We start from the raw sequence: 18496 nt of genomic DNA, 5'->3' as shown, positions 1-18496 counted from the left end.
ACGGAGGAAGGGACCCGTTTGGGACGGGTCCAGCAGGGTCAGCGATTCGCGAGGTCGCCTACCCCATAACGGGACGCGTCGGCGATCTTGACGACCGCCTTTGCGCGAATGTCGGCGATGACGTCATCGAACCGCTTTTGCCGCTTCTCATTGAGCAATTCCTGCCGCAGACGCTCTCTGATAGCCAAATCGGCTTGAATGATCTCCGGATCGAGCGGAGTGATCTTCACGAGATAGTACCCTGCTTCTGTTTTGATGGGCGCGCTGATCATGCCCGGTCTCAATGTGTGGATGACGTCATCGACTTCGTGTACGACCAGGTCCTTCCGGTAGGGCCCCAGGTCTCCGCCATTGGCTTTCGTTTTCATGTCGATGGAATATCGCTGTGCGAACCGTGCGAAGTCTCCGCCCAGGTTGACCTGCTTTTCGAGGTCCTTGGCGGCAGGATAATTGGGCAAAAGCATCTGGGACACTCGTACCTTGAGAGGCGTCAGCAATTGGCGTGAATGCTTCTCGTAGTATGCGTCGAGCTCTTCTTTGGTCAGCTCGATTTTTGCCTTGATCCGGTCTTTCAGCAATTCGTCCAACATCAGCTTTTCTTTATATCGCCGGGCGCGGTCGCGGATTTGATCGCTTTGATCCAGCCCCTGCTTCCGGGCTTCCTGGAGCAGAAGTTCACGCGTGATGACCTCGCTGAGCAGGCGAGGTTTTCCGCCCTCCTTCTCGTAGCGGCTCTTGGTTGCATCGGGCAGTTCAGCCCATTCGGCCTCAAATTCGGTCTGGGTGATCGGCCGTCCATTGACGAATGCCACGACCCGCTCTTCGGTCTGTGGCGGTGTACACCCTTCGAAGACAGTGAGCAGCACACCGGCGGCAAAGATCATCAGCGTACGGAGTCGAATAGGAGGAGTGGCCGACCTAGTTGCCGGTTGGTGCATGCAGTACGTCCTCGTGTGGGGGAAAAGTGCTTACGTCGATACTCTTGTGTTGGTATCACAGACTCTGAGGGTTTGCAAGATTGCGGTGAGTTCCGAAAAGATGGAAGCCCAGTCCTGATGCGGCATTTGTACCTCGAATGACCGCGGAGACAGAAATCGGATCCGGGTCTTGTACTGATCCATCATGGTTTGCACGGCGGCAGGCGGTACGGGACTGTTCGGGCTGAGCGAGATGACGACCGACTGAGTTTTGACTTCCACCGACGCCAGGCGCAGAGACTTGGCCTGCAGACGGATGTGCATGACCTCAAAAAGCCGTTCAACCGGTTCGGGAGTCACGCCGTAGCGGTCCTGCAGCTCTCCGTGGAGTAACGCCAAGTCCCCAATTTGTGCGCTGGAAGAGAGCCGCTTATAAAAAGAAAGACGGTGATGCGGGTCGGCCACGTAATCCTCGGGAATGAAGGCGGAGACGTTCAGGCGTAATGACGGGTCGGGTTCTTCCTCCACGACTTGACCTTTCAAGCGCTGAACCGCTTGTTCAACCATCTGGAGGTAGAGATCGAGACCGATGGCCGCGATGTGCCCGGATTGTTGTTTACCCAGCAGATTGCCCGCGCCGCGGATTTCCAAGTCGGCTGCGGCGATCCTGAAGCCCGATCCCAACTCGGTGAACTGCTGAATGGCTGTCAGTCGTTTCTGCGCGTCGCCGGTCAGTGTGCCTTCGTCGGGGACTAAGAAATACGCGTAGGCTTGGTCGCCGCTCCGGCCCACCCGCCCGCGCAATTGATACAACTGCGCCAACCCGAACGTATCGGCCCTGTTCACGATGATGGTATTGGCATTCGGGACATCGATACCGGACTGTATGATCGCAGACGCGACCAGGACGTCTGCCTCGCGATGAAAAAACTTCAACATGACCGCTTCGAGCGGTTTGGCATCCATCTGGCCGTGGGCCATGACGATGCGGGCCTCGGGGACCAACTGCTGTAGCCAGGCGCCGGTGCGTTCCATGGTTTCCACGCGGTTGTGGACGAAATACACCTGACCGCCCCGTCCCAGTTCCCGTAGAATCGATTCCCGGATGAGTTTGTCGCTTGACCGGACGACTTGAGTACGGATAGAGAGCCTGCCTGCCGGGGCTGTATCGATGATGGAGAGATCTCTCACACTGGCCATGGCCATTTGCAGCGTGCGGGGAATGGGTGTGGCGGTCAGGGTTAAAACGTCCACCTGCGTCCGTAACGTCTTGAGGCGCTCCTTATGTTTCACCCCGAACCACTGTTCCTCGTCGATGATGACCAACCCCAGGTTGCGGAAGACGACGTCCTTTTGCAGCAGCCGATGCGTGCCGATCACGATATCGACGGTTCCGGTCGCGGTGTCTTTCAAAATGGCTTTGGCCTCTGCGGGTGATTGAAAACGGGACAGGAGCGCGACCTTCGTCGGGAAGGGCGCGAACCGTTCGGCGAAATTATCATAATGTTGGTGAGCCAGGAGCGTGGTGGGGACGAGCACCGCAACCTGTCGGTTATCTTCCACAGCTTTGAAAGCCGCCCGCATCGCCACTTCCGTTTTCCCATATCCCACATCGCCGCACACCAGCCGATCCATCGGCTTGCTCGATTCCATGTCGCGCGCAATATCGGCGATGGCCTTCAATTGGTCCGGCGTTTCCTCGTATTCGAATGCCGCTTCAAATTCATGGTACATCGTGCTGTCGAGTCCATAGGAGCGGCGTTCGGCCAATTCACGATTCGCATAGAGGTCCACGAGTTCCTGTGCCATCTCCTCGATATCTTTTTTGACCCGTGCCGTCGTCTTCGCCCAACTCGTTCCTCCCAAACGATCAAGTCGCGGGACATGTCCTTCGGCGCCGCTATACCGCTGTACCTGGTTGAGGCGGTCCAATGGGACATAGAGTGTATCTCCGCCGGCGAAACCAAGGATGAGATAATCGCTTTCGAAATCCTGGACGGATAGCCGTTTCAGTCCATGATACTTGGCGATTCCATGTTGGACGTGGACGACATAATCGCCGACATTGAGATCCTCCAGCGATGAGAGGAAGGTGGAAGTCTTGCTCTTTGCTTGTGGTTTATGCCGGAGCCCTTTCGCGAACAGTTCTTCTTCCGTCAGGACCGCCAGTCGTTGATCAGGTGAGAGGAAGCCGGACGAAAGGTCGCCGTGCAAAACATAGAACGGGGATTTTGCCGATCCAATCGACGCCCAGCTTGCAGCACTCCACTCGACCGCCGGTACATCGTGCTCCCTCAACAACGCCAGCAGCCGGTCCACTTGTCCGCGACTGCGCGCGACGAGAATGATCCGAGAGTCCGCTCGCAGACGCTCGAGAATGGAGAGCGTCTGCGTGAACGAGGTTCCGCGCGCAGCGAGCCCGGCGCTTGCCGGCAACTGCGCCGGGAACGGCACAACCGGTTTCCAGGACTCATCCGGCGCAGTCAGCGGCTCGAGAGCGAGTTGCGGCCAGGCGGTCACCCGTTCGCTGATCTCCTCCCAGGTCAGAAACAAACGCTCGGGTGACGGGTAGGCTGTGGCGTCTCGATCGCTGTGGCGCAGATAGCCGTCGTCGATGGCATCCCATAGATCTCGACAGGATTGCTGTATGCGCGCCGGTTGATCCAACACCAGGAATGGTCGCTCGAGGAAATAGTCCAGAAGAGCATCCATGGACGGATAGAGATCCGGCGCTCGCCATTCGGCGTCCGGTTCCACCTGCGCAAACTCGTCGAGCGAACCTTCTGCTCTGACATATTCGCGAGCCGGGAGCACCATGGCTTCATCCAATTTCGCAGTCGATTTTTGTGTTGCGGTGTCAAAGAGACGAAGCGATTCCACGGTTTCGCCGAGAAATTCGACACGGAGCGGGTCGGCATAGGCCGTCGAAAAAATGTCAACGATGCCTCCTCTGACGCTGAACTCGCCCGGAATCTCCACGACCGACACCCGGCGATACCCAAGGCGCACGAGGCCTCCGGTGAGTACTTCACGTTCGACGGATTTGCCGACTTTGAAATGCAAAAGCGCGCGGCTGAACCCGTCGACGGGAATGAGCCGTTGCATGAGCGCATCAACCGACGTCACCACGCGCACGCCGCGCAACGTACGGATTCGCTGAAGGCCCGCCATCCGCCGTGCGATCAGTCCGACGTGCGGGGCGGTAGACTCGTAAGGAAGAGTTTCCCAGCGCGGGAATTGCGCTAACGAAGCGATCGGCAGCCCCAGGAGATGATGAAAGAATTGCAAATCGTCGAATAGTCGCTCCGCGGCATCATCGGAATGCGTGACGATCAACCAAGGTTTATTCGACAACGGACCGGAGTGATTCAGCAGAATGGTCAGCGCAAAGCCAGATGTCGAACCGTACAGACCGGTGAGGCATGGACGGCTTCCCTCGCGCGCCAATTCGGCGGCGAGTGGTATCAGCCACGAAGTCTGTTCAGAACCCAAAACGTGATTCGACACTGCTTATCAAGTCTGCGATCGTATACGTTGAATAAGAGCCGTAGTGGAGAGGCCAGGAATCAGAGGAATCGTCCGCACGAGGCCGCCCCGCTGTTCGACAAGGTCCTTCCCAATAATGCGATCGAGCGACCAGTCGCCACCTTTGACCAAGACATCCGGTTGCACCGCTCCAATCACGTTCAGAGGATCCGGTTCGTCAAAGATCACGACATAATCGACGCAGCCAAGGGCCGCGACGACCTCAGCCCGCTGATCCTCTGGAACGATGGGGCGATCAGGAGCTTTGTTCAGGGTTTTGACGGATCTGTCGCTGTTGACGCCCACCACAAGAATATCTCCGAGCGCCCTGGCCGACTGCAAGTAACGCGTATGCCCAATATGCATCAAATCGAAGCAACCATTAGTAAAAACTACTCGCCGACCCTTCCGTTTTTCATCGGCGAGTTGAGTAGTTAACAGTGAGGTCGTCAACAATTTCGAGAACATGGGTTTCATCATACCCGGGATGGATGCCCTATAGGAAGGTGGCATTTCTGGGACGATGACGTCTGTCTGCTCCTCCATACCTCCGGGGGACAGGCACTACCTAACGTAGGATAGCGAGATATTCGAAAACTCGGTTACATCTACAAAACGTTCTGTCAGCGCGGTACGGGCCTTAACTCGTTATAACCAAGGGAGTCCATTATGTTGTCTGGGTGGAGATCGCGGAGACCACTGTTCACCGTTTTGCTCGCGATGGTCTATGTCGTGCAGGCCGCGTGTAGCAGCGGTGGAGATGATTCTTCTCCACCGGTCCCCCCGACCGTGACGACATCGTCTGTGAATTCATCAGGCGTTAATGAATCTTTGAATGTTCAGCTCGATGCTACGGGGACCGGCCCCTTTTCCTGGCAATTAACCACCGCTCAGACCTCGTTGCCTGCTGGCGTAACGTTGCAATCGTCAGGTCTGCTGACCGGCACTCCGACCGAAGAGGGGCAGTTCCCTTTCTCGGTACAGGTGACAGGTCCTGGTGGGTCGGCCACGAAGGATCTGAAACTGACCACGTTGGGCAGCACGCATCGTGTCTCCGTCGTCAGCGCCACATCTACGACGGCACCCTTGGGTGAAGCGAACGGAGCGAGTGGTACCGATAATCGCAGTTTCGATCAGGGAATCAGCGGCACCGGGCGTTTTGTCGTGTTCGATTCCCTGGCAACAAACCTTGTTTCTGCCCCCAGCGCGAACGGTGTGAATCGACAAGTGTATCTTCACGACCGTCAGACCGGCCTCACGGAAATGGTTTCGGTTTCTTCAGCCGGTGCGGCAGGCGACCAGGATAGTCTCGTCGCCGTCGTCAGCGACGACGGGAACATCGTGGTGTTCGATTCGTTCTCCGCCAATCTTGTGACGGGTGATACAAATGGTGTCAGGGACGTGTTTGTTCGTAACAGAGCCGCGGGGACGACGGTGCGGATCTCCCAACCGCTGACCGGGGGCGAAGTCGCGTGTGTACCAAGCGGCCTGAATGATTGCAACAGTTTCGATCCTTCCATCAGCTCAGATGGAACAGTGATCGCATTCGGATCTTTCAGAAAGCTCGCGAATGATACGGACGATGAGGCGGACGTCTATGTCTATGTGGCAGGCGGATCGCCGACCTTGACGAGGATCACGACGGCGAATCCAGGAAGTACGGAGCCACCCACCGGATCGGCAGGCAGCCCGAGCGTCAGCGCAGACGGCAGGTTCGTCGCGTTCGCGTCGCAGAAAAAAAATCTCATAGCCGTAGATACAGCTGATCCTTTTGACGACATTTTTGTCTATACCGTTGGCACCGGGGTGCTCCGCAAAGTCTCCATAGGATTCGGCGGGGCCGCGGCAGACGGGCACAGTTTCGGCCCATCGATCAGTGGCAACGGACGATTCGTCGCCTTCTGGTCGGAAGCGAGCAATCTTGTCGCCAGCGATGTGGGTGGCTTTTCGGACATCTTCGTCGTGGACACGACTGCCACCACGCTTGCGCCAAAGTTAATTGCCAATCTGGCGCTGAATCAAGGCGACGGCAACAGCATCTGGCCGTCGATCAGCCGAGACGGGAAGCTCATCGCCTTCGATACAGAGGCGACGAATTTCGATGCCGCGTCCCAAGATAACAACGGAGTGCGGGATGCCTACATTATCGATCGCAGCTGCTCGACGGATTTCGGGACACCTGCCAGTGCTCCCTGCACATTCAAGCGGGCTTCGATCGCGAGCGACAATAATCTCGGAAATGGTCAGAGTGTCTTTCCTGCACTCAGCGGAGACGGAAAATACGTCGCCTATTATTCCGATGCATCGAATCTGATCCCTGGGGTTGGAGATACCAATGGCCTTCGAGATGCTTTCGTGACGAAACGGCAATAATCGTCACACCACTCGTGACGGGTCTTCGAGATGGGCTGCAGCCTATCTCGAAGACCAACACGCACTCCTGCTGCTCCCTGCACTATCGAACAATTGCAGCTCTACATGTCCTCCTCCTCGGCTGCGACGCCACCAAGACCGATGATCTGTGGGCCATGCTTGGCCGTCAATGCGTCCATCACATGGATGGCCTTCGCCCGCCGTTGATTGAAAAGTCCCTGCGCGGCCGGCGTCAGTGATGTCAGCGAAAGGCCGACCAGGCGGTAGGTCATGTCCGACTGCATCAGATCATGCAGTGCCTGACGAATTGCAGGCCACATTTCTGGATCATAGTTCAGGGGGCTGGCAAAAGACCGCTGCTTCGTTGTGATGATGAAGCGGCTGTCCTTTAACTTTACCGTGAAGGTGTTCGCGGCTGTGAAATCTTGCCGAAGGTCCCGAGCCAAGGATCGTAAGAAGCCACGGAGGACGTCTTCCAAATAGCCCGGATCGGCGGTATCGAGATCGAACGTCGTTTCATGACTGAGGCTTTTTGACTCGCGATCCGCGAAGACGGGGTCGGGGTCATGCCCGTGCAACAGTTCCTGTATCGCGTAGAGCCGATTCCCGAGATGCCGCAATAGAAAAGTGTGCCAGCGTGCGTCTAATAGATCGCCAAGTCGTTGGATTCCTGCCCGGTCCAGCAGCGCACCGGTTTTCGGTCCGATTCCTGGCAGAGACCTGACGGGAAGACGGCTCAGAAACGACGCTTCGTTCCCTGGCTCAATGACGAGAAGCCCATCGGGTTTGTGTGAGTCCGCGGCGATTTTCGCGACGGTCTTTCCACTTGCAATGCCGATCGTGCATCGCAGTCCGGTGGCTTGCTGCAGGGTGTGTTTCGTCAACTGTCCCAGAACCTGTGGGTCAGGATAGAGCGATTGCAGATCCGTCGTCTCCGCGTAAAACTCGTCGATACTGCTCCATTCGGTCACCGGAAACAGACGATCGGTGACCATCCGCATCTCATCGTGGAGCCGCCGGTACAGAGGACGGTCCGGGGGAATCAAAATGAGATTTGGGCAGAGACGCAGAGCCTCTGCCGTGGGCATGGCGGACCGGACACCGAATGCCCGCACCGGGTAACTGGCTGCCAAGATGATCCCCCTGGGAGAAGGACCTCCGACCGCGACGGGCTTTCCCGCCAGCGCAGGCTCCTTCACCACGGCGGCCGATGCGTACATGGCATCGATATCGCCGAACAATACCTGGCGAGCCCACCGCATATATATTCCCGCAACGTCTAAAAAATGAACGAAAGCTGTGCAAGTGATAATTCGCGACTCGGGTCAGGGGAAACGCTCACGGGCTTCTGCCCCGCCAGTTCTTGCAACGGGCCACGGCAACTGCCGCAGCTGTGGCGGGCAGGCTCGATTGATCGACGTTGCCGACGATAAATGCGATTGCACCACCGGCAGCGCCATGCGAATCGTTGGAGCGCTTGAACTTCCTGTCGCAACGAATGGTAGATCGTCACCGCCAGCGAACCGTCGCGATTCATATCCCGCATCTTGCGCAGGAACTCCGTGCCATGGTTCGGGCGTCGTTTGAGGACGTCGTACTGCCACTGATGGATCATTTCATGAGCCAGGGTGCTGATGAGTTCCTGTTTGCCGTACGGCGCCTTCGCGATCAATAAACCGAGGAGTGGCCTTGACATACGGATCTCTCGTCTGGACGAGCGCGCAGCCGTGCCCGTTGTCCAGCCTGATCGCGGGCCGGTGCGGCTCACAAACATGCCGACGGAGGACGTCAGGCGCCGACTCCACACGACGGCGATGCTCGGCAGCGCGCCGTTGAAATATCGGAGGTTGAGGTCGCGCCAGATGTGGGTGAGTTCGTCGGTTGTCGGGAGAGGGATGATTTTCGGGGTCATGGCCTCGATCCCAGTTCTTCGTGGACGGCGGCGGCCAGCAATGGCACCATGATTTCATGGTGTCCGATCAGCGAGTACCCCTTGCCGCCTTTCTGCGTGGGACGCCGCACGACATTGGTGATCGGGCGATAATGGGAGAGGAAGTCCATGTTCACGGTCGTGATGTCGGACAGGCTCCGTCCCAAATTGCGCCCGAGAGATACGGTTTTCAGAAACACCTCCGGCAAAATGACGGCCGAGCCGATATTGAGATAGACGCCGCCCTCCATGCCGGCGACAACGGCGGCCAATCGACGGAAATCGAACAGCGACGTCGTGCCGATTGCCGCGCCGTCCGCGGAAGGATGCATGTGAATGATGTCAGTCCCGAGCGCGACATGTACGGTGACGGGAGTGCCGAGCCGCGCTCCGATGGAGAGAATGCTCGTATCGCGGTATCGAAAGACGGTCTTGTGTCGGTTAATATAGCGACCCACCGCTTCCCCCAGTCCTTCTCGGTCCGCGGCGCCTTGAACGATCGCTTCGTTGATCATGCGTCCCGTTTCTTCCGCCATGCCGAACCGACCGCTATCGATTTCGGCGTCAACTTCCTCCGATGTATGTCCGGAGAGCGCCAACTCGAAATCGTGGATGATCCCCGCTCCGTTCATAGCCACCGCTGTGATGATGTTCCGTCGCAACAGATCCACGAGAACCGGCGAGAGGCCGACCTTCACGACATGCGCTCCCAAGCCCGCGATCACGGGTTTGCCGTTTCGATGCGCCCGAGCGATGGCCGCCGCCACGGCGCGCAACGTTTTCACACCGAGGATATCGGGAAGCGAGCGGTAAAACCGGTCAAAGCTTCCACCAGGCCGCCAGGGTGTGGCGAAATCGGTCATCCGCACCTTGCTGTGCCGTCTTGTCAGGGGATAGGTTTTCAGCTCCGTCACGTCGATCGGAGCGATCAGGCCTCGGGTCGGACGAGAGGGACGACGCCGATCAGGACGCGGTGTCAAGGAGTTCTTCCTCGATCAATTCGCAGAAGACGTGTCCCAGCGTGATATGACACTCCTGAATCCGCGCGGTGACTGCCGAGGGAACGATGAAGGGGTAGGTGACCATCCCAGCGAGTGTTTGACCCTTGCTTCCCGTCCAGGCCATGGTGGTTAAACCTGCGACCGCGGCCGCCTCGACGCCCTTCAACACGTTCGGCGAGTTCCCGCTCGTGCTGATGGCGATCGCGATGTCGCCCCGTTGCCCGTGCGCACGGACCTGTCTGGCGAACAACTCGTCGAATCCGTAATCATTGGCGATACACGTGATTGCGGCGATGTCGGTCGCCAATGCGATGGCGGGAAGCGGATGACGCTCGCGCTTGTAACGGCCGACAAACTCTGCGGCAATGTGGGCCGCATCCGTGGCGCTGCCTCCGTTCCCGAACAGCAAGACTTTTCTCCCGTCGCGAAACGCCGCGGAGATCGTCTTTGCCGCCTGAAGAATTCGATCGGCCTGTTCACGGGCGAACTGTGTCTTGACGGAAGCACTTTCCGTAAATGCGGCGAGGACAACATCGTTCATGGCGCGAATTCTATTGAAGGCGCGCGGTGCTGTCAAACCGCACGGCCGTGGTTACGTCTTCGACGGGTTCGAACGGGAGGATTGACGGACCGCGTTCATGGCCAAGGCGATCATGGATCCGACGTCGGAAACACTGGCGGGCAAGACCAGGGTGTTCGTGGATTTCGCGAGCTCGCCGAACTTTGAAATGTATTGTTCAGCCACACGCAATTGCACGGCCTCCTCCCCTCCGGGAACGCGGATGGATTCGGCAACCTTGCGCAGTCCTTCAGACGTGGCCTGGGCAATGGCCAGGATTGCGGCGGCGGCTCCTTCGGCCTCGTTGATCTGTTGCTGTTTCTTCGCTTCCGAGGCTTTGATCACCTGTTGCTTCTCACCCTCGGCCTGATTGATGGCGGCGTCCCGCGCGCCTTCGGACGTGAGAATCAACGCGCGCTTTTCCCGTTCCGCCCGCATCTGCTTCTCCATGGCGTTCAGGACGTCTTTGGGAGGGGTGATGTTCTTGATTTCGTAGCGGAGGACTTTGACGCCCCAGGGCTCGGATGCTTTGTCCAGCTCATTGACGACCTGGATATTGATATTGGTACGTTCTTCGAATGTGCGGTCCAACTCGATCTTGCCGATTTCGCTCCGAAGCGTCGTTTGCGCCAGTTGCGAGAGCGCAAAGTGATAATCATGAATTCCGTACGATGCCCGCTCGGGATTGAGCACCTTCAAGTACAGCACCCCGTCCACCGACACCTGCACGTTGTCGCGAGTGATGCAGACCTGTTCAGGAATGTCGACAGCCATTTCCTTTAAGGAGTGCTTGTATCGGATCGTATCGACGAAGGGCAGCAGGATATGGAAGCCTGCATCGAGCGTGGCGGAGTATTTCCCCAGCCGCTCGACCACGTAGGCGCTTTGTTGTGGAACGACGACGGCGGTTTTGGCGATGACGTATAGAACCAGCAGGGCGAGAATGAGTACGACGAGAAATCCACCTGGCATACCACCATCCTCCATCATGTGCGCGTCACAAGAGCATGTGTTATTCGGCAGTAATCAACAGCGTGAGACCGTCCACCTGTGCCACCCGTCCTCGCTGTCCTTTACCGAGCGTCGTCGGTCCGATATTTTTGACGTTCCATGTGGTACCGCGCAATTCGGCTTTTCCCGTTTCCCCCGTTCCCAGCGGAGCGAGCGAAACGGCAATTTCTCCCACCAACGAATCGATCCGGGACGATCGTTCAGTAGTAGGTTTGATCCGTTCCATGAGCGGCCCGCGAAAGAGGAGGAGAGAGGCGACGGCAATGACCGAGAACAATAGCCATTGCAGCCAATCGGTCACCACAAGGTCGAGTCCTCCCAGTGTGCCGATGGCGATGGCCGATAGTCCGAAGAAGATCATGTAGAATCCTCCCGGAGTCGTCATTTCTGCACCGAACAGCACCAGACCCAGTACCATCCAGTACCACCAGATCATCGAAAGGCCTCGCGAGTCTTCAGTGTCGCCGCACGGGTTTCCGAGCGGAGTCTAAGCGCCTTTCCCAGGACCGTCAAGCAGGCCGGTGCTGAACAGCTTTTGTCTGATCGCCGTGCTATGATCCGTCTGAAATGGTTTCCGATCTACCAGCGGGCGCTCTTATCGTGACCCTCACGGACGATCTGGCCCCGGCCGTGCGCTCAATCAATCGCCTGTCGCCGGACTCGCTGTGTTTTGTTCTGCCGGAGTCAGCCAAGCCTTCCGTCGAACGCGACTTGCAGCCGCAGATTACACGGATGCCTCGACGGTGGGACTGGATCGCCCTGGCGGATACGACGAGCTTCCCAGAGTGTTATCAGCATGTGGCTCGATCCATTCCGGGACTGTTGCGGCACTGGGGGATCGATCCGGGCTCCCTCGTCGTGGACCTTACCGGCGCCACCCCGGCAATGGCGGCAGCCTTGGCGATCGTCACCATGCCATTTACCTCCCGCATCGTATCCCTGGCGGGCATGGTGGACGGGCGGGATGGGGAGTCCGTGACATCTGGAGAAAGTCGGGAAACCTGGATTCAGACGAATCCGTGGGACGAGGCGTCGCAAACCGCTCGTCGGGAGGGTAGCGAGTTATTTAATGCAGGTGACTATCACGCGGCAGGTTCCGTATTTCGTCACATCGAATCGCGGGTGAGCGGAGGACTCAAGCCTCTGTATCACGCCCTGGCTGATCTGGCCGAAGGCTATCACTTCTGGGACCGGCTCCAGCATCGGCCGGCATGGGACAAGCTCAAAGCGGCATCCAAGGCGCTGGAAATGGCCGCGTTGTTCGGAGGTCCGCCCGAACTCAAGGACGTCCTTCCATCCGTCAAAGCCAATACCGGATTCTTGGAAAAGCTCGTTCTTGATCCGGCCGAGGTGAAGGAGTTTCTCGCCCTCGACCTATTGGCCTATTGCCAGCGAAGATTACGGATGGCCGGGGATTCGGAAATAGCGATGCGTTCGCTTGTCCGAGCGCTCGAGGCCTTCTCGCAGTGGCAACTGTTCAAACGGCATCGCATCAAGACTTGGGATGCACAGCCCGAGCAGCTGCCGGCCGGCATGCAGGATCTCTGTCGCAAAAGTTATGTCAGCGACATTGATGGTAAATTTCAATTGCCTCTGACGGCGCAATGGCGGGCATTATCTGAACTGGGCGATCCGACGGGCCAGTCGTTCAATCGTTTGTGGCCTCTGATGAAGCCCATGCTGGACGCAGTAAATCATGCCGTATTAGGCCATGGATTTGAAGGAGTCAAAAGCGAGCGGGTCCAGCAGCTCTATGACCTTGCTGTTAAATTGACCGGTGTTCAAGACGTATCATTGCCGAAATTTCCTGTGTTGAAACTCTAGACAGGGACCGGTCTGTCGGGAGCGCGGTTCGTGTGTAATTAATCCGAGGTCCTGCGCATGATCCTTTGATCTCATGGATGGCCGGCTCGCTCCATGAGCGGTATTGGGGACCTCCGAGACCACATGGAAATCAGGATTTATTATGAAGACACCGATTGCGGTGGAGTGGTCTATTACGCGAACTATCTCAGGTACTTTGAACGTGCGCGGACTGAGTTTCTCGAGTCGCGAGGGCTGTCCGTCAGAACATTGATGGACGAAGACACGATGTTCGTCGTCGTCCGGGCTGAACTGAGCTATCAATCTCCGGCGCGTTACGGGGACACGCTTCTCGTGGAGACGACCATTTCAGAGATTACGGCAGCCTCGTTCTGGATCAATCACGTTGTAAGGGATAAATCCGACGGGCATGTCGTGGTGACCGGATCAGCCCGACTGGCCGTCACCGGGAAAAATGGGAAGGTCAAGCGTCTCGACAAATCCATCTTCACCGCGCTAGATTCGAGGGTGAAAGGAACTGCAGATGGATAAACTTGGTACCTGGCTTGCCATTACCGGCGTCGCCATCGGATTCATCGTTCTGGGTTGGCTGCTGTTTTCTGAAAGTCCGTCGGATAAGAAGAAAAAGTAAAGCGTTGTTCTCCTGTCTCTCTTCCCACCCAATCTGGATGGATACTACCTTCGATCCGCTGGCGGCTGTTCATACATCAACAAGTGGATAGCAGGCTGTTGAAAAACTGTTTTGGACCCCGGAAAACACAGAGCCGGGTATGATCGCTGATTGGATCGGAAGAACTCACAGGATGTTCAAAAAGACGTCTTTTTTCACCCACCCGCCCCGACGATTCCATTTCCACCCTCCCACCCACCGATTGCTTTGCAATCGTCATCCCGCAACGCGCCGCTCCGCGGGCAAGGCCGCAGCGAGGTCCGCGGCGCGAAGAATAATGAGCGTCACGTTTGCGGACGGGCGCGAGTCGGTGAGCGCCCAGTGTCTTGAGGCGAAGCGTATCCTTTCTCACCCGCCCGCCCACCGACTGCGGGGACAGTCGTTTTCCCAGGTCTCACCCGCCCGCCCACCGACTGCGGGGACAGTCGTTTTCCCAGGTCTCACCCGCCCGCCCACCGACTGTGGGAACAGTCGTCTTCCCGGGTCTCACCCGCCGCCCCGAGCGGCCCAAGCCGCTCGTACCCGTGCCGTACGCTGAGCCTCTGAGGTTCACGCCGTGCCGAATAAGGCACGGCACGCCTGTGAACACCGCCGAGATAGTGAGGCGGCAGTGTCCCGCGAGAACAAAGCCTGGTGAAGACGTGTCTTGGCACGTCCGGGCGGGCGGGTGACATGAGCGACTTTTTCAACATCCTGCTAGCTAGTCCTTCGGCAGGGTAGAGGAGGACGGCATCCCCTCAGCCGAATCAGAGATCGGATGACGGGGCAGCGACTTCAGCCCTCCGTTTCGGGAATGAGAAAGGCCATCCGGCTTTTTATTGCGCGGTAAGCGGGATTCCCGGTGTGGCCGCTTGGCCCTCAGATCACTACCCCGTTTTCCTTCAGGTCTTCTGCACAGATCACACGAAGAGAGGCCGTCGGTTTGTAAGGAAGAGAGAGGTGTCGTTACCAGGTCGGACGGAGGAGCCGTCGAGGCCTGTGCGAAGGCGACCTGCCATGATGATAGATGAATGGCGGTCAGCAAAATAATGGCTCGAACTATTGAAGGACAACTCTGCTGCATGACTGCAAACAAAGCAGAGAACATGCCATGCCATTGTGGTGAAGTTGACAAGGAAGAAAACGACGTGCTGGAATAGCATATAAAGGCATATTATCGGAGGAAATCACCATGGAAATGTTTGGGCGGGTAGGACTTGTTGAAATTCCCATCTTGATTGCCCCAGATCAGAAGGTCTGGATGGACAAGATGATCAAGGAAGGTAAAATTGCCATTCCTCCAGGCGGAACGCTGGAAAAAGGTTCGCTGTATTCAATGTTTATACGGATGCTGCTTCATAACGCGATGGAAGAACAGAAGCGGCAAGAGGCCCTTGATACTGACGACGAGGACGATGAGTAGTGAATGACTCGCCAGTTACCCTTGTTGAGCCTGCTCTATGCGTCTGACGTCACTATCGCATTCTTCCGGTCTGAGGATGCCTAGAGCGTTTTCCCTGCCATAGGTCGTGCTAGTGTATCTATTTATTCCTTCCTGTATCCTTTACAGGAAGCCGGCATGATCGAGTCCGTTAGGCGTGAGGAGATAATTACAGACTCTTGAACGCGGTGTGAGCGGCCCGGATGGTTTTCTCGATGTCCGACGCCGTATGTGCCGTCGAGAGAAACGCCGCCTCGAATTGGGAAGGAGCCAGATATACGTTTTGCTCGAGCATCTTATGAAAAAACTGTCCGTAACGTTTTGTATCGGATTGTTTCACCGAATTCCAATCGGTCACAGGCCCTGAGGTGAAGAAGGCCGTCATCATCGATCCGACGCGTGTCTGAACGAGAGGAATCCCCGCCTTCTTAGCCGCATCACCGAGACCTTTTGCCAGAACTCTTGCGGCTACCTCAAGTTTCCTATACACCCCCGGTTGCTTCAGACGGGTGAGCGTGGCGATACCCGCAGTGACAGCAAGAGGATTGCCGGACAAGGTCCCTGCCTGGTAAACAGGGCCGGATGGCGCGATGAGGTCCATGATGTCCTGACGCCCGCCGTAGGCTCCGACCGGTAAACCTCCTCCGATAATCTTCCCCAACACGGTTAAATCGGGCGGTACGCCGTAGAGACGTTGCGCTCCTCCGTAATGAACGCGGAAACCCGATATGACTTCATCGAAGATGAGCAGAATATCGTTCTCCGTGGCGAGACGCCGGAGGTTCTGCAAAAAGCCTTCAGCTGGAGGCACGACACCCATATTTCCTGCCACCGGCTCGAGGATAATGCATGCCAACTGTTTCCCATGCTGTCTGATGATCTGCTCGACGCTTTGGATATCATTATAGGGCGCTGTCAGAGTGTGTTTCGCAAAATCCGCCGGTACCCCGAGCGAATCGGGGATCCCGAGCGTGGCCAACCCTGATCCCGCTTTTGCTAAGAGGTAATCGCTGTGACCGTGGTAGCAGCCTTCGAATTTCAACACGCCATCTCGTTTTGTAAAACCGCGGGCAACACGGATGGCGCTCATCACCGCTTCCGTGCCGGAGCTGACCAGGCGAATTTTCTCCATGGACGGAAACGCCTGCCGGATCATCTTCGCAAGGGTGACTTCCAGTTGAGTCGGCGCTCCGTAGCTGGTTCCACGGGTGGCTGATTTTCTGATGGCACTGACGATAGAGGCATTGGCATGTCCAAGAATCATCGGTCCCCACGATAGGACATAGTCGATGTAGGTATTTCCATCCACATCGTAAAGTTTTGATCCTTTGGCGTGTGCGATGAAGCGAGGCTGTCCTCCGACTGATCGAAATGCTCGAACTGGGCTATTGACGCCACCAGGAATGAGTCGTTGGGCTTCTTCAAAAAGCTTGCGGGACCGCGAGGTGTTCATAAGGACGGGGGCGCACCGTAGCACGGTAGGCGCAAAGTGGTCAAGAAAGCCGTCTGAGGCGAATCCCCACATTCAAACATGACCAGGTGTACCAAAAATTGTGGCGAGGATGCGGCACTGCGGCCAATTCGATACAACTGTGTGGCGATATCACGCATTACCAATTCGATATCTAGGTAAATCCTCCGGTTCCCATGTGTACAGCATGCGGTCTGAATCTTGCGAGACCTAATTCACGCGATCGTACGTTGTCACCGTAAGGATACAAATGAAAATCGTCTGCTCGTGGTGCCGTCAGGAGGGCAAAGAAGAGTTTGTTGGGGAGAAGGCTCCTTTTGATGATGCGAGAGAAACTCACGGGATATGTCTTGTACACCATGAGCAGGTCCAGGCTCGTTGGCGGGATTCACGGCATCGTCTGCCGGATGAACAGATGGGCATCGAGGATAGTCTGTCACAAACACTTTCGCGCTGGGTCGGGTTTGCAAAGTGACTGCAGAGGCAACGCTTCCAAAATCCGCTTCTTTATGAGCTCTTACTTCCTCAACGTCCTGAAACATTTCGCGAATAACTACACCCTGCGGCATTGGCCTTCTGCGGTTCAGTCCGATCATAACCTGTCAGAACGCCGGTTCCGCGGACATACGACTTCACCCAGGTAACTGTTGTTGTTTAACGGTGGCCGGAGCGTGACCTGATACTCTTCTTTACGGGCTTAACGGGTTTCCCGATGTCCATCTCGTCGATACCCCAATTCGATCTGGCCCGCCGGTGTCGTTCCGCGATGGCAAACAACGCGTGAAATGGAACGGGCCTTCCACGGGCTTGCCCCGACCCCCATGCCTCACCGGCATCGTTCAGAATCTCGAGAAATGTAGCATATTCTTCTTCATTCTCCCGTAGAATCTCCTCCGCATCCGTCAGTATCAGGACATAACCTCTGGCCGGAAGCCATTCGAGATCGGCAAGACACTCCTCGAGTGCATCCCAATTCGAACCGAAGTACTCGGGGAAGTGCAGGCCACGAGAGAATTCAGCGAATAGCCCTGCCGTCTTGCGACAGTTCTTCCCTTTTAGGACTTTGGTGACAAAACCGTCGGGAGGTCTGGCCATGCCCTCCGGCTTCTGGTCCGGCTTACAAACCAGTAAGGATACCCAAGGGGCGTTGACCGATTGAATATGTGCGGCGAGAGATGGTCGTACCGTCATGGGTCAGTTCAGGGCCAGGAACGTCCGGTAGTGGTCTCCGGTATAATACGCTTTGCCGGTGTCTTGCTCGATTACGATCCTTTCCGCGTCCCTGGGTCTGCCGCGCCGCTTCGGATTGACGTCGTATTCCCGGTACCGTCCTGCCGGCAGACGCCGTTCCCGATTCTTGAATGTCCTGCCACCAATGTAGCCGGGCAGCGTCTCTCCGCCGCGTTCACGCAATCTCGCCAACAGGTCATAGGCCTTTTGAGGCGGCGTAGAATCTCGCCGGATACTCGCCCCTCCGGACTGATCACGGGTATCGGCCTCACCGGTATGGCCAAAGGCATGATCGATCTCCGGAAGATGAGCGGCCCATGCATCGATTCCACCAGCGACAGAGACGCCCAGGATGAAACAGCAGAGGCAGAGAAGCGGACATGTCAACCGAACTCGCATGGTGAGGCGGTCCGTCGGCGGGTCGATCTTCGAGATGTCAGCACAAGACCGTAACATGCGCCTTGAGGAAGATCAACGCACCTATGGTTATATCCGTAGCGGCTGCGCTTCGCGATCAGGGATATCTTTGCGGGGTTCGGACCCGTTTGTTAGAATGATGAGATTC

General features: G+C 57.0%; 16 protein-coding genes. 4 read left to right on the top strand and 12 right to left on the bottom strand.

From position 1 onward, the window contains the following. Nucleotides 1–38: 38 nt before the first annotated feature. Genes W02_RS11170 through rfaE2 form a run of 3 tightly spaced genes read right to left on the bottom strand, consistent with a single transcriptional unit; the run spans nt 39 to nt 4910 of the window. Nucleotides 39–938 carry a peptidylprolyl isomerase gene (locus W02_RS11170; protein ID WP_173047671.1) on the bottom strand — a complete coding sequence of 300 codons (900 nt, stop codon included), beginning with the start codon at nt 936–938 and terminating at the stop codon, nt 39–41. Between the two features lie 30 nt (nt 939–968). Further along, a complete protein-coding gene (mfd, locus tag W02_RS11165) occupies nt 969–4424 on the bottom strand; it encodes a transcription-repair coupling factor (protein ID WP_173047669.1) in 3456 nt (1151 codons plus the stop codon). A gap of 6 nt (nt 4425–4430) precedes the next feature. Further along, the gene (gene rfaE2 / locus W02_RS11160; RefSeq protein ID WP_173047667.1) at nt 4431–4910 is read right to left on the bottom strand and encodes a D-glycero-beta-D-manno-heptose 1-phosphate adenylyltransferase; all 480 of its coding nucleotides are present in this window, start codon (nt 4908–4910) and stop codon (nt 4431–4433) included. A 201-nt stretch (nt 4911–5111) separates the two neighbouring features. Between rfaE2 and W02_RS11155 the strand changes: the two genes are divergently transcribed. Next, complete coding sequence (locus W02_RS11155; protein ID WP_173047665.1) at nt 5112–6815, top strand: PD40 domain-containing protein; 1704 nt, start codon at nt 5112–5114, stop codon at nt 6813–6815. 101 nt (nt 6816–6916) lie between these two features. Here the strand turns inward: W02_RS11155 and W02_RS11150 are convergent, their stop codons facing one another. From W02_RS11150 to W02_RS11125, 6 genes are read right to left on the bottom strand one after another with little or no spacing between them, the layout of a single operon-like run. Beyond that, nucleotides 6917–8077: a DNA polymerase IV gene (locus W02_RS11150; RefSeq protein WP_173047663.1), complete on the bottom strand. Its 1161-nt coding sequence runs from the start codon at nt 8075–8077 to the stop codon at nt 6917–6919. 17 nt (nt 8078–8094) lie between these two features. Then, nucleotides 8095–8727 (bottom strand): SprT-like domain-containing protein, encoded by a 633-nt coding sequence (locus W02_RS11145; RefSeq protein WP_173047661.1) that lies wholly within the window; start codon nt 8725–8727, stop codon nt 8095–8097. Next, nucleotides 8724–9725 carry a hypothetical protein gene (locus tag W02_RS11140; RefSeq protein WP_197741995.1) on the bottom strand — a complete coding sequence of 334 codons (1002 nt, stop codon included), beginning with the start codon at nt 9723–9725 and terminating at the stop codon, nt 8724–8726. The genes W02_RS11145 and W02_RS11140 overlap by 4 nt, the downstream gene beginning before the upstream one ends. Then, nucleotides 9709–10287 (bottom strand): SIS domain-containing protein, encoded by a 579-nt coding sequence (locus W02_RS11135; RefSeq protein WP_173047659.1) that lies wholly within the window; start codon nt 10285–10287, stop codon nt 9709–9711. Before W02_RS11135 ends, W02_RS11140 begins: the two co-directional genes overlap by 17 nt. A 51-nt stretch (nt 10288–10338) precedes the next feature. Further along, complete coding sequence (locus tag W02_RS11130) at nt 10339–11277, bottom strand: SPFH domain-containing protein (RefSeq protein WP_173047656.1); 939 nt, start codon at nt 11275–11277, stop codon at nt 10339–10341. A gap of 40 nt (nt 11278–11317) precedes the next feature. After that, nucleotides 11318–11752, bottom strand: coding sequence for an NfeD family protein (locus W02_RS11125; protein ID WP_173047654.1), 435 nt, complete (start codon nt 11750–11752; stop codon nt 11318–11320). A gap of 131 nt (nt 11753–11883) precedes the next feature. On the opposite strand from W02_RS11125, the gene W02_RS11120 reads away from it, so the two are divergent. The 3 genes from W02_RS11120 to W02_RS11110 all read left to right on the top strand — a co-directional run bounded on the left by W02_RS11120 (nt 11884) and on the right by W02_RS11110 (nt 15212). Next, nucleotides 11884–13140 carry a TIGR02710 family CRISPR-associated CARF protein gene (locus W02_RS11120; protein ID WP_173047652.1) on the top strand — a complete coding sequence of 419 codons (1257 nt, stop codon included), beginning with the start codon at nt 11884–11886 and terminating at the stop codon, nt 13138–13140. Nucleotides 13141–13263: 123 nt separating this feature from the next. Then, the gene (locus W02_RS11115) at nt 13264–13671 is read left to right on the top strand and encodes a thioesterase family protein (protein WP_173047650.1); all 408 of its coding nucleotides are present in this window, start codon (nt 13264–13266) and stop codon (nt 13669–13671) included. A 1310-nt stretch (nt 13672–14981) separates the two neighbouring features. After that, nucleotides 14982–15212: a hypothetical protein gene (locus W02_RS11110; RefSeq protein WP_173047648.1), complete on the top strand. Its 231-nt coding sequence runs from the start codon at nt 14982–14984 to the stop codon at nt 15210–15212. 187 nt (nt 15213–15399) lie between these two features. Here the strand turns inward: W02_RS11110 and hemL are convergent, their stop codons facing one another. The 3 genes from hemL to W02_RS11095 all read right to left on the bottom strand — a co-directional run bounded on the left by hemL (nt 15400) and on the right by W02_RS11095 (nt 18330). Beyond that, nucleotides 15400–16683 (bottom strand): glutamate-1-semialdehyde 2,1-aminomutase, encoded by a 1284-nt coding sequence (gene hemL / locus W02_RS11105; protein ID WP_173047646.1) that lies wholly within the window; start codon nt 16681–16683, stop codon nt 15400–15402. A 672-nt stretch (nt 16684–17355) separates the two neighbouring features. Continuing rightward, nucleotides 17356–17892, bottom strand: coding sequence for a barstar family protein (locus W02_RS11100; RefSeq protein WP_197741994.1), 537 nt, complete (start codon nt 17890–17892; stop codon nt 17356–17358). A gap of 3 nt (nt 17893–17895) precedes the next feature. Beyond that, the gene (locus W02_RS11095) at nt 17896–18330 is read right to left on the bottom strand and encodes a ribonuclease domain-containing protein (protein WP_173047644.1); all 435 of its coding nucleotides are present in this window, start codon (nt 18328–18330) and stop codon (nt 17896–17898) included. Nucleotides 18331–18496: the final 166 nt, after the last annotated feature.

Source organism: Nitrospira sp. KM1, from assembly GCF_011405515.1.
Taxonomy (GTDB): domain Bacteria; phylum Nitrospirota; class Nitrospiria; order Nitrospirales; family Nitrospiraceae; genus Nitrospira_C.
The sequence above is the reverse complement of the archived record's forward strand: the minus strand, read 5'-3'. Positions and strand labels throughout refer to the sequence as shown.

Excerpts from the sequence above, each read along its gene's own strand:
- W02_RS11170 (WP_173047671.1), bottom strand. The coding sequence starts at position 938 with ATGCACCAACCGGCAACTAGGTCGGCCACTCCTCCTATTCGACTCCGT.
- rfaE2 (WP_173047667.1), bottom strand. The coding sequence starts at position 4,910 with ATGTTCTCGAAATTGTTGACGACCTCACTGTTAACTACTCAACTCGCC.
- W02_RS11155 (WP_173047665.1), top strand. The coding sequence starts at position 5,112 with ATGTTGTCTGGGTGGAGATCGCGGAGACCACTGTTCACCGTTTTGCTC.
- W02_RS11150 (WP_173047663.1), bottom strand. The coding sequence starts at position 8,077 with ATGCGGTGGGCTCGCCAGGTATTGTTCGGCGATATCGATGCCATGTAC.
- W02_RS11145 (WP_173047661.1), bottom strand. The coding sequence starts at position 8,727 with ATGACCCCGAAAATCATCCCTCTCCCGACAACCGACGAACTCACCCAC.
- W02_RS11135 (WP_173047659.1), bottom strand. The coding sequence starts at position 10,287 with ATGAACGATGTTGTCCTCGCCGCATTTACGGAAAGTGCTTCCGTCAAG.
- W02_RS11130 (WP_173047656.1), bottom strand. The coding sequence starts at position 11,277 with ATGCCAGGTGGATTTCTCGTCGTACTCATTCTCGCCCTGCTGGTTCTA.
- W02_RS11125 (WP_173047654.1), bottom strand. The coding sequence starts at position 11,752 with ATGATCTGGTGGTACTGGATGGTACTGGGTCTGGTGCTGTTCGGTGCA.
- W02_RS11120 (WP_173047652.1), top strand. The coding sequence starts at position 11,884 with ATGGTTTCCGATCTACCAGCGGGCGCTCTTATCGTGACCCTCACGGAC.
- W02_RS11115 (WP_173047650.1), top strand. The coding sequence starts at position 13,264 with ATGGAAATCAGGATTTATTATGAAGACACCGATTGCGGTGGAGTGGTC.
- W02_RS11110 (WP_173047648.1), top strand. The coding sequence starts at position 14,982 with ATGGAAATGTTTGGGCGGGTAGGACTTGTTGAAATTCCCATCTTGATT.
- hemL (WP_173047646.1), bottom strand. The coding sequence starts at position 16,683 with ATGAACACCTCGCGGTCCCGCAAGCTTTTTGAAGAAGCCCAACGACTC.
- W02_RS11100 (WP_197741994.1), bottom strand. The coding sequence starts at position 17,892 with ATGACGGTACGACCATCTCTCGCCGCACATATTCAATCGGTCAACGCC.
- W02_RS11095 (WP_173047644.1), bottom strand. The coding sequence starts at position 18,330 with ATGCGAGTTCGGTTGACATGTCCGCTTCTCTGCCTCTGCTGTTTCATC.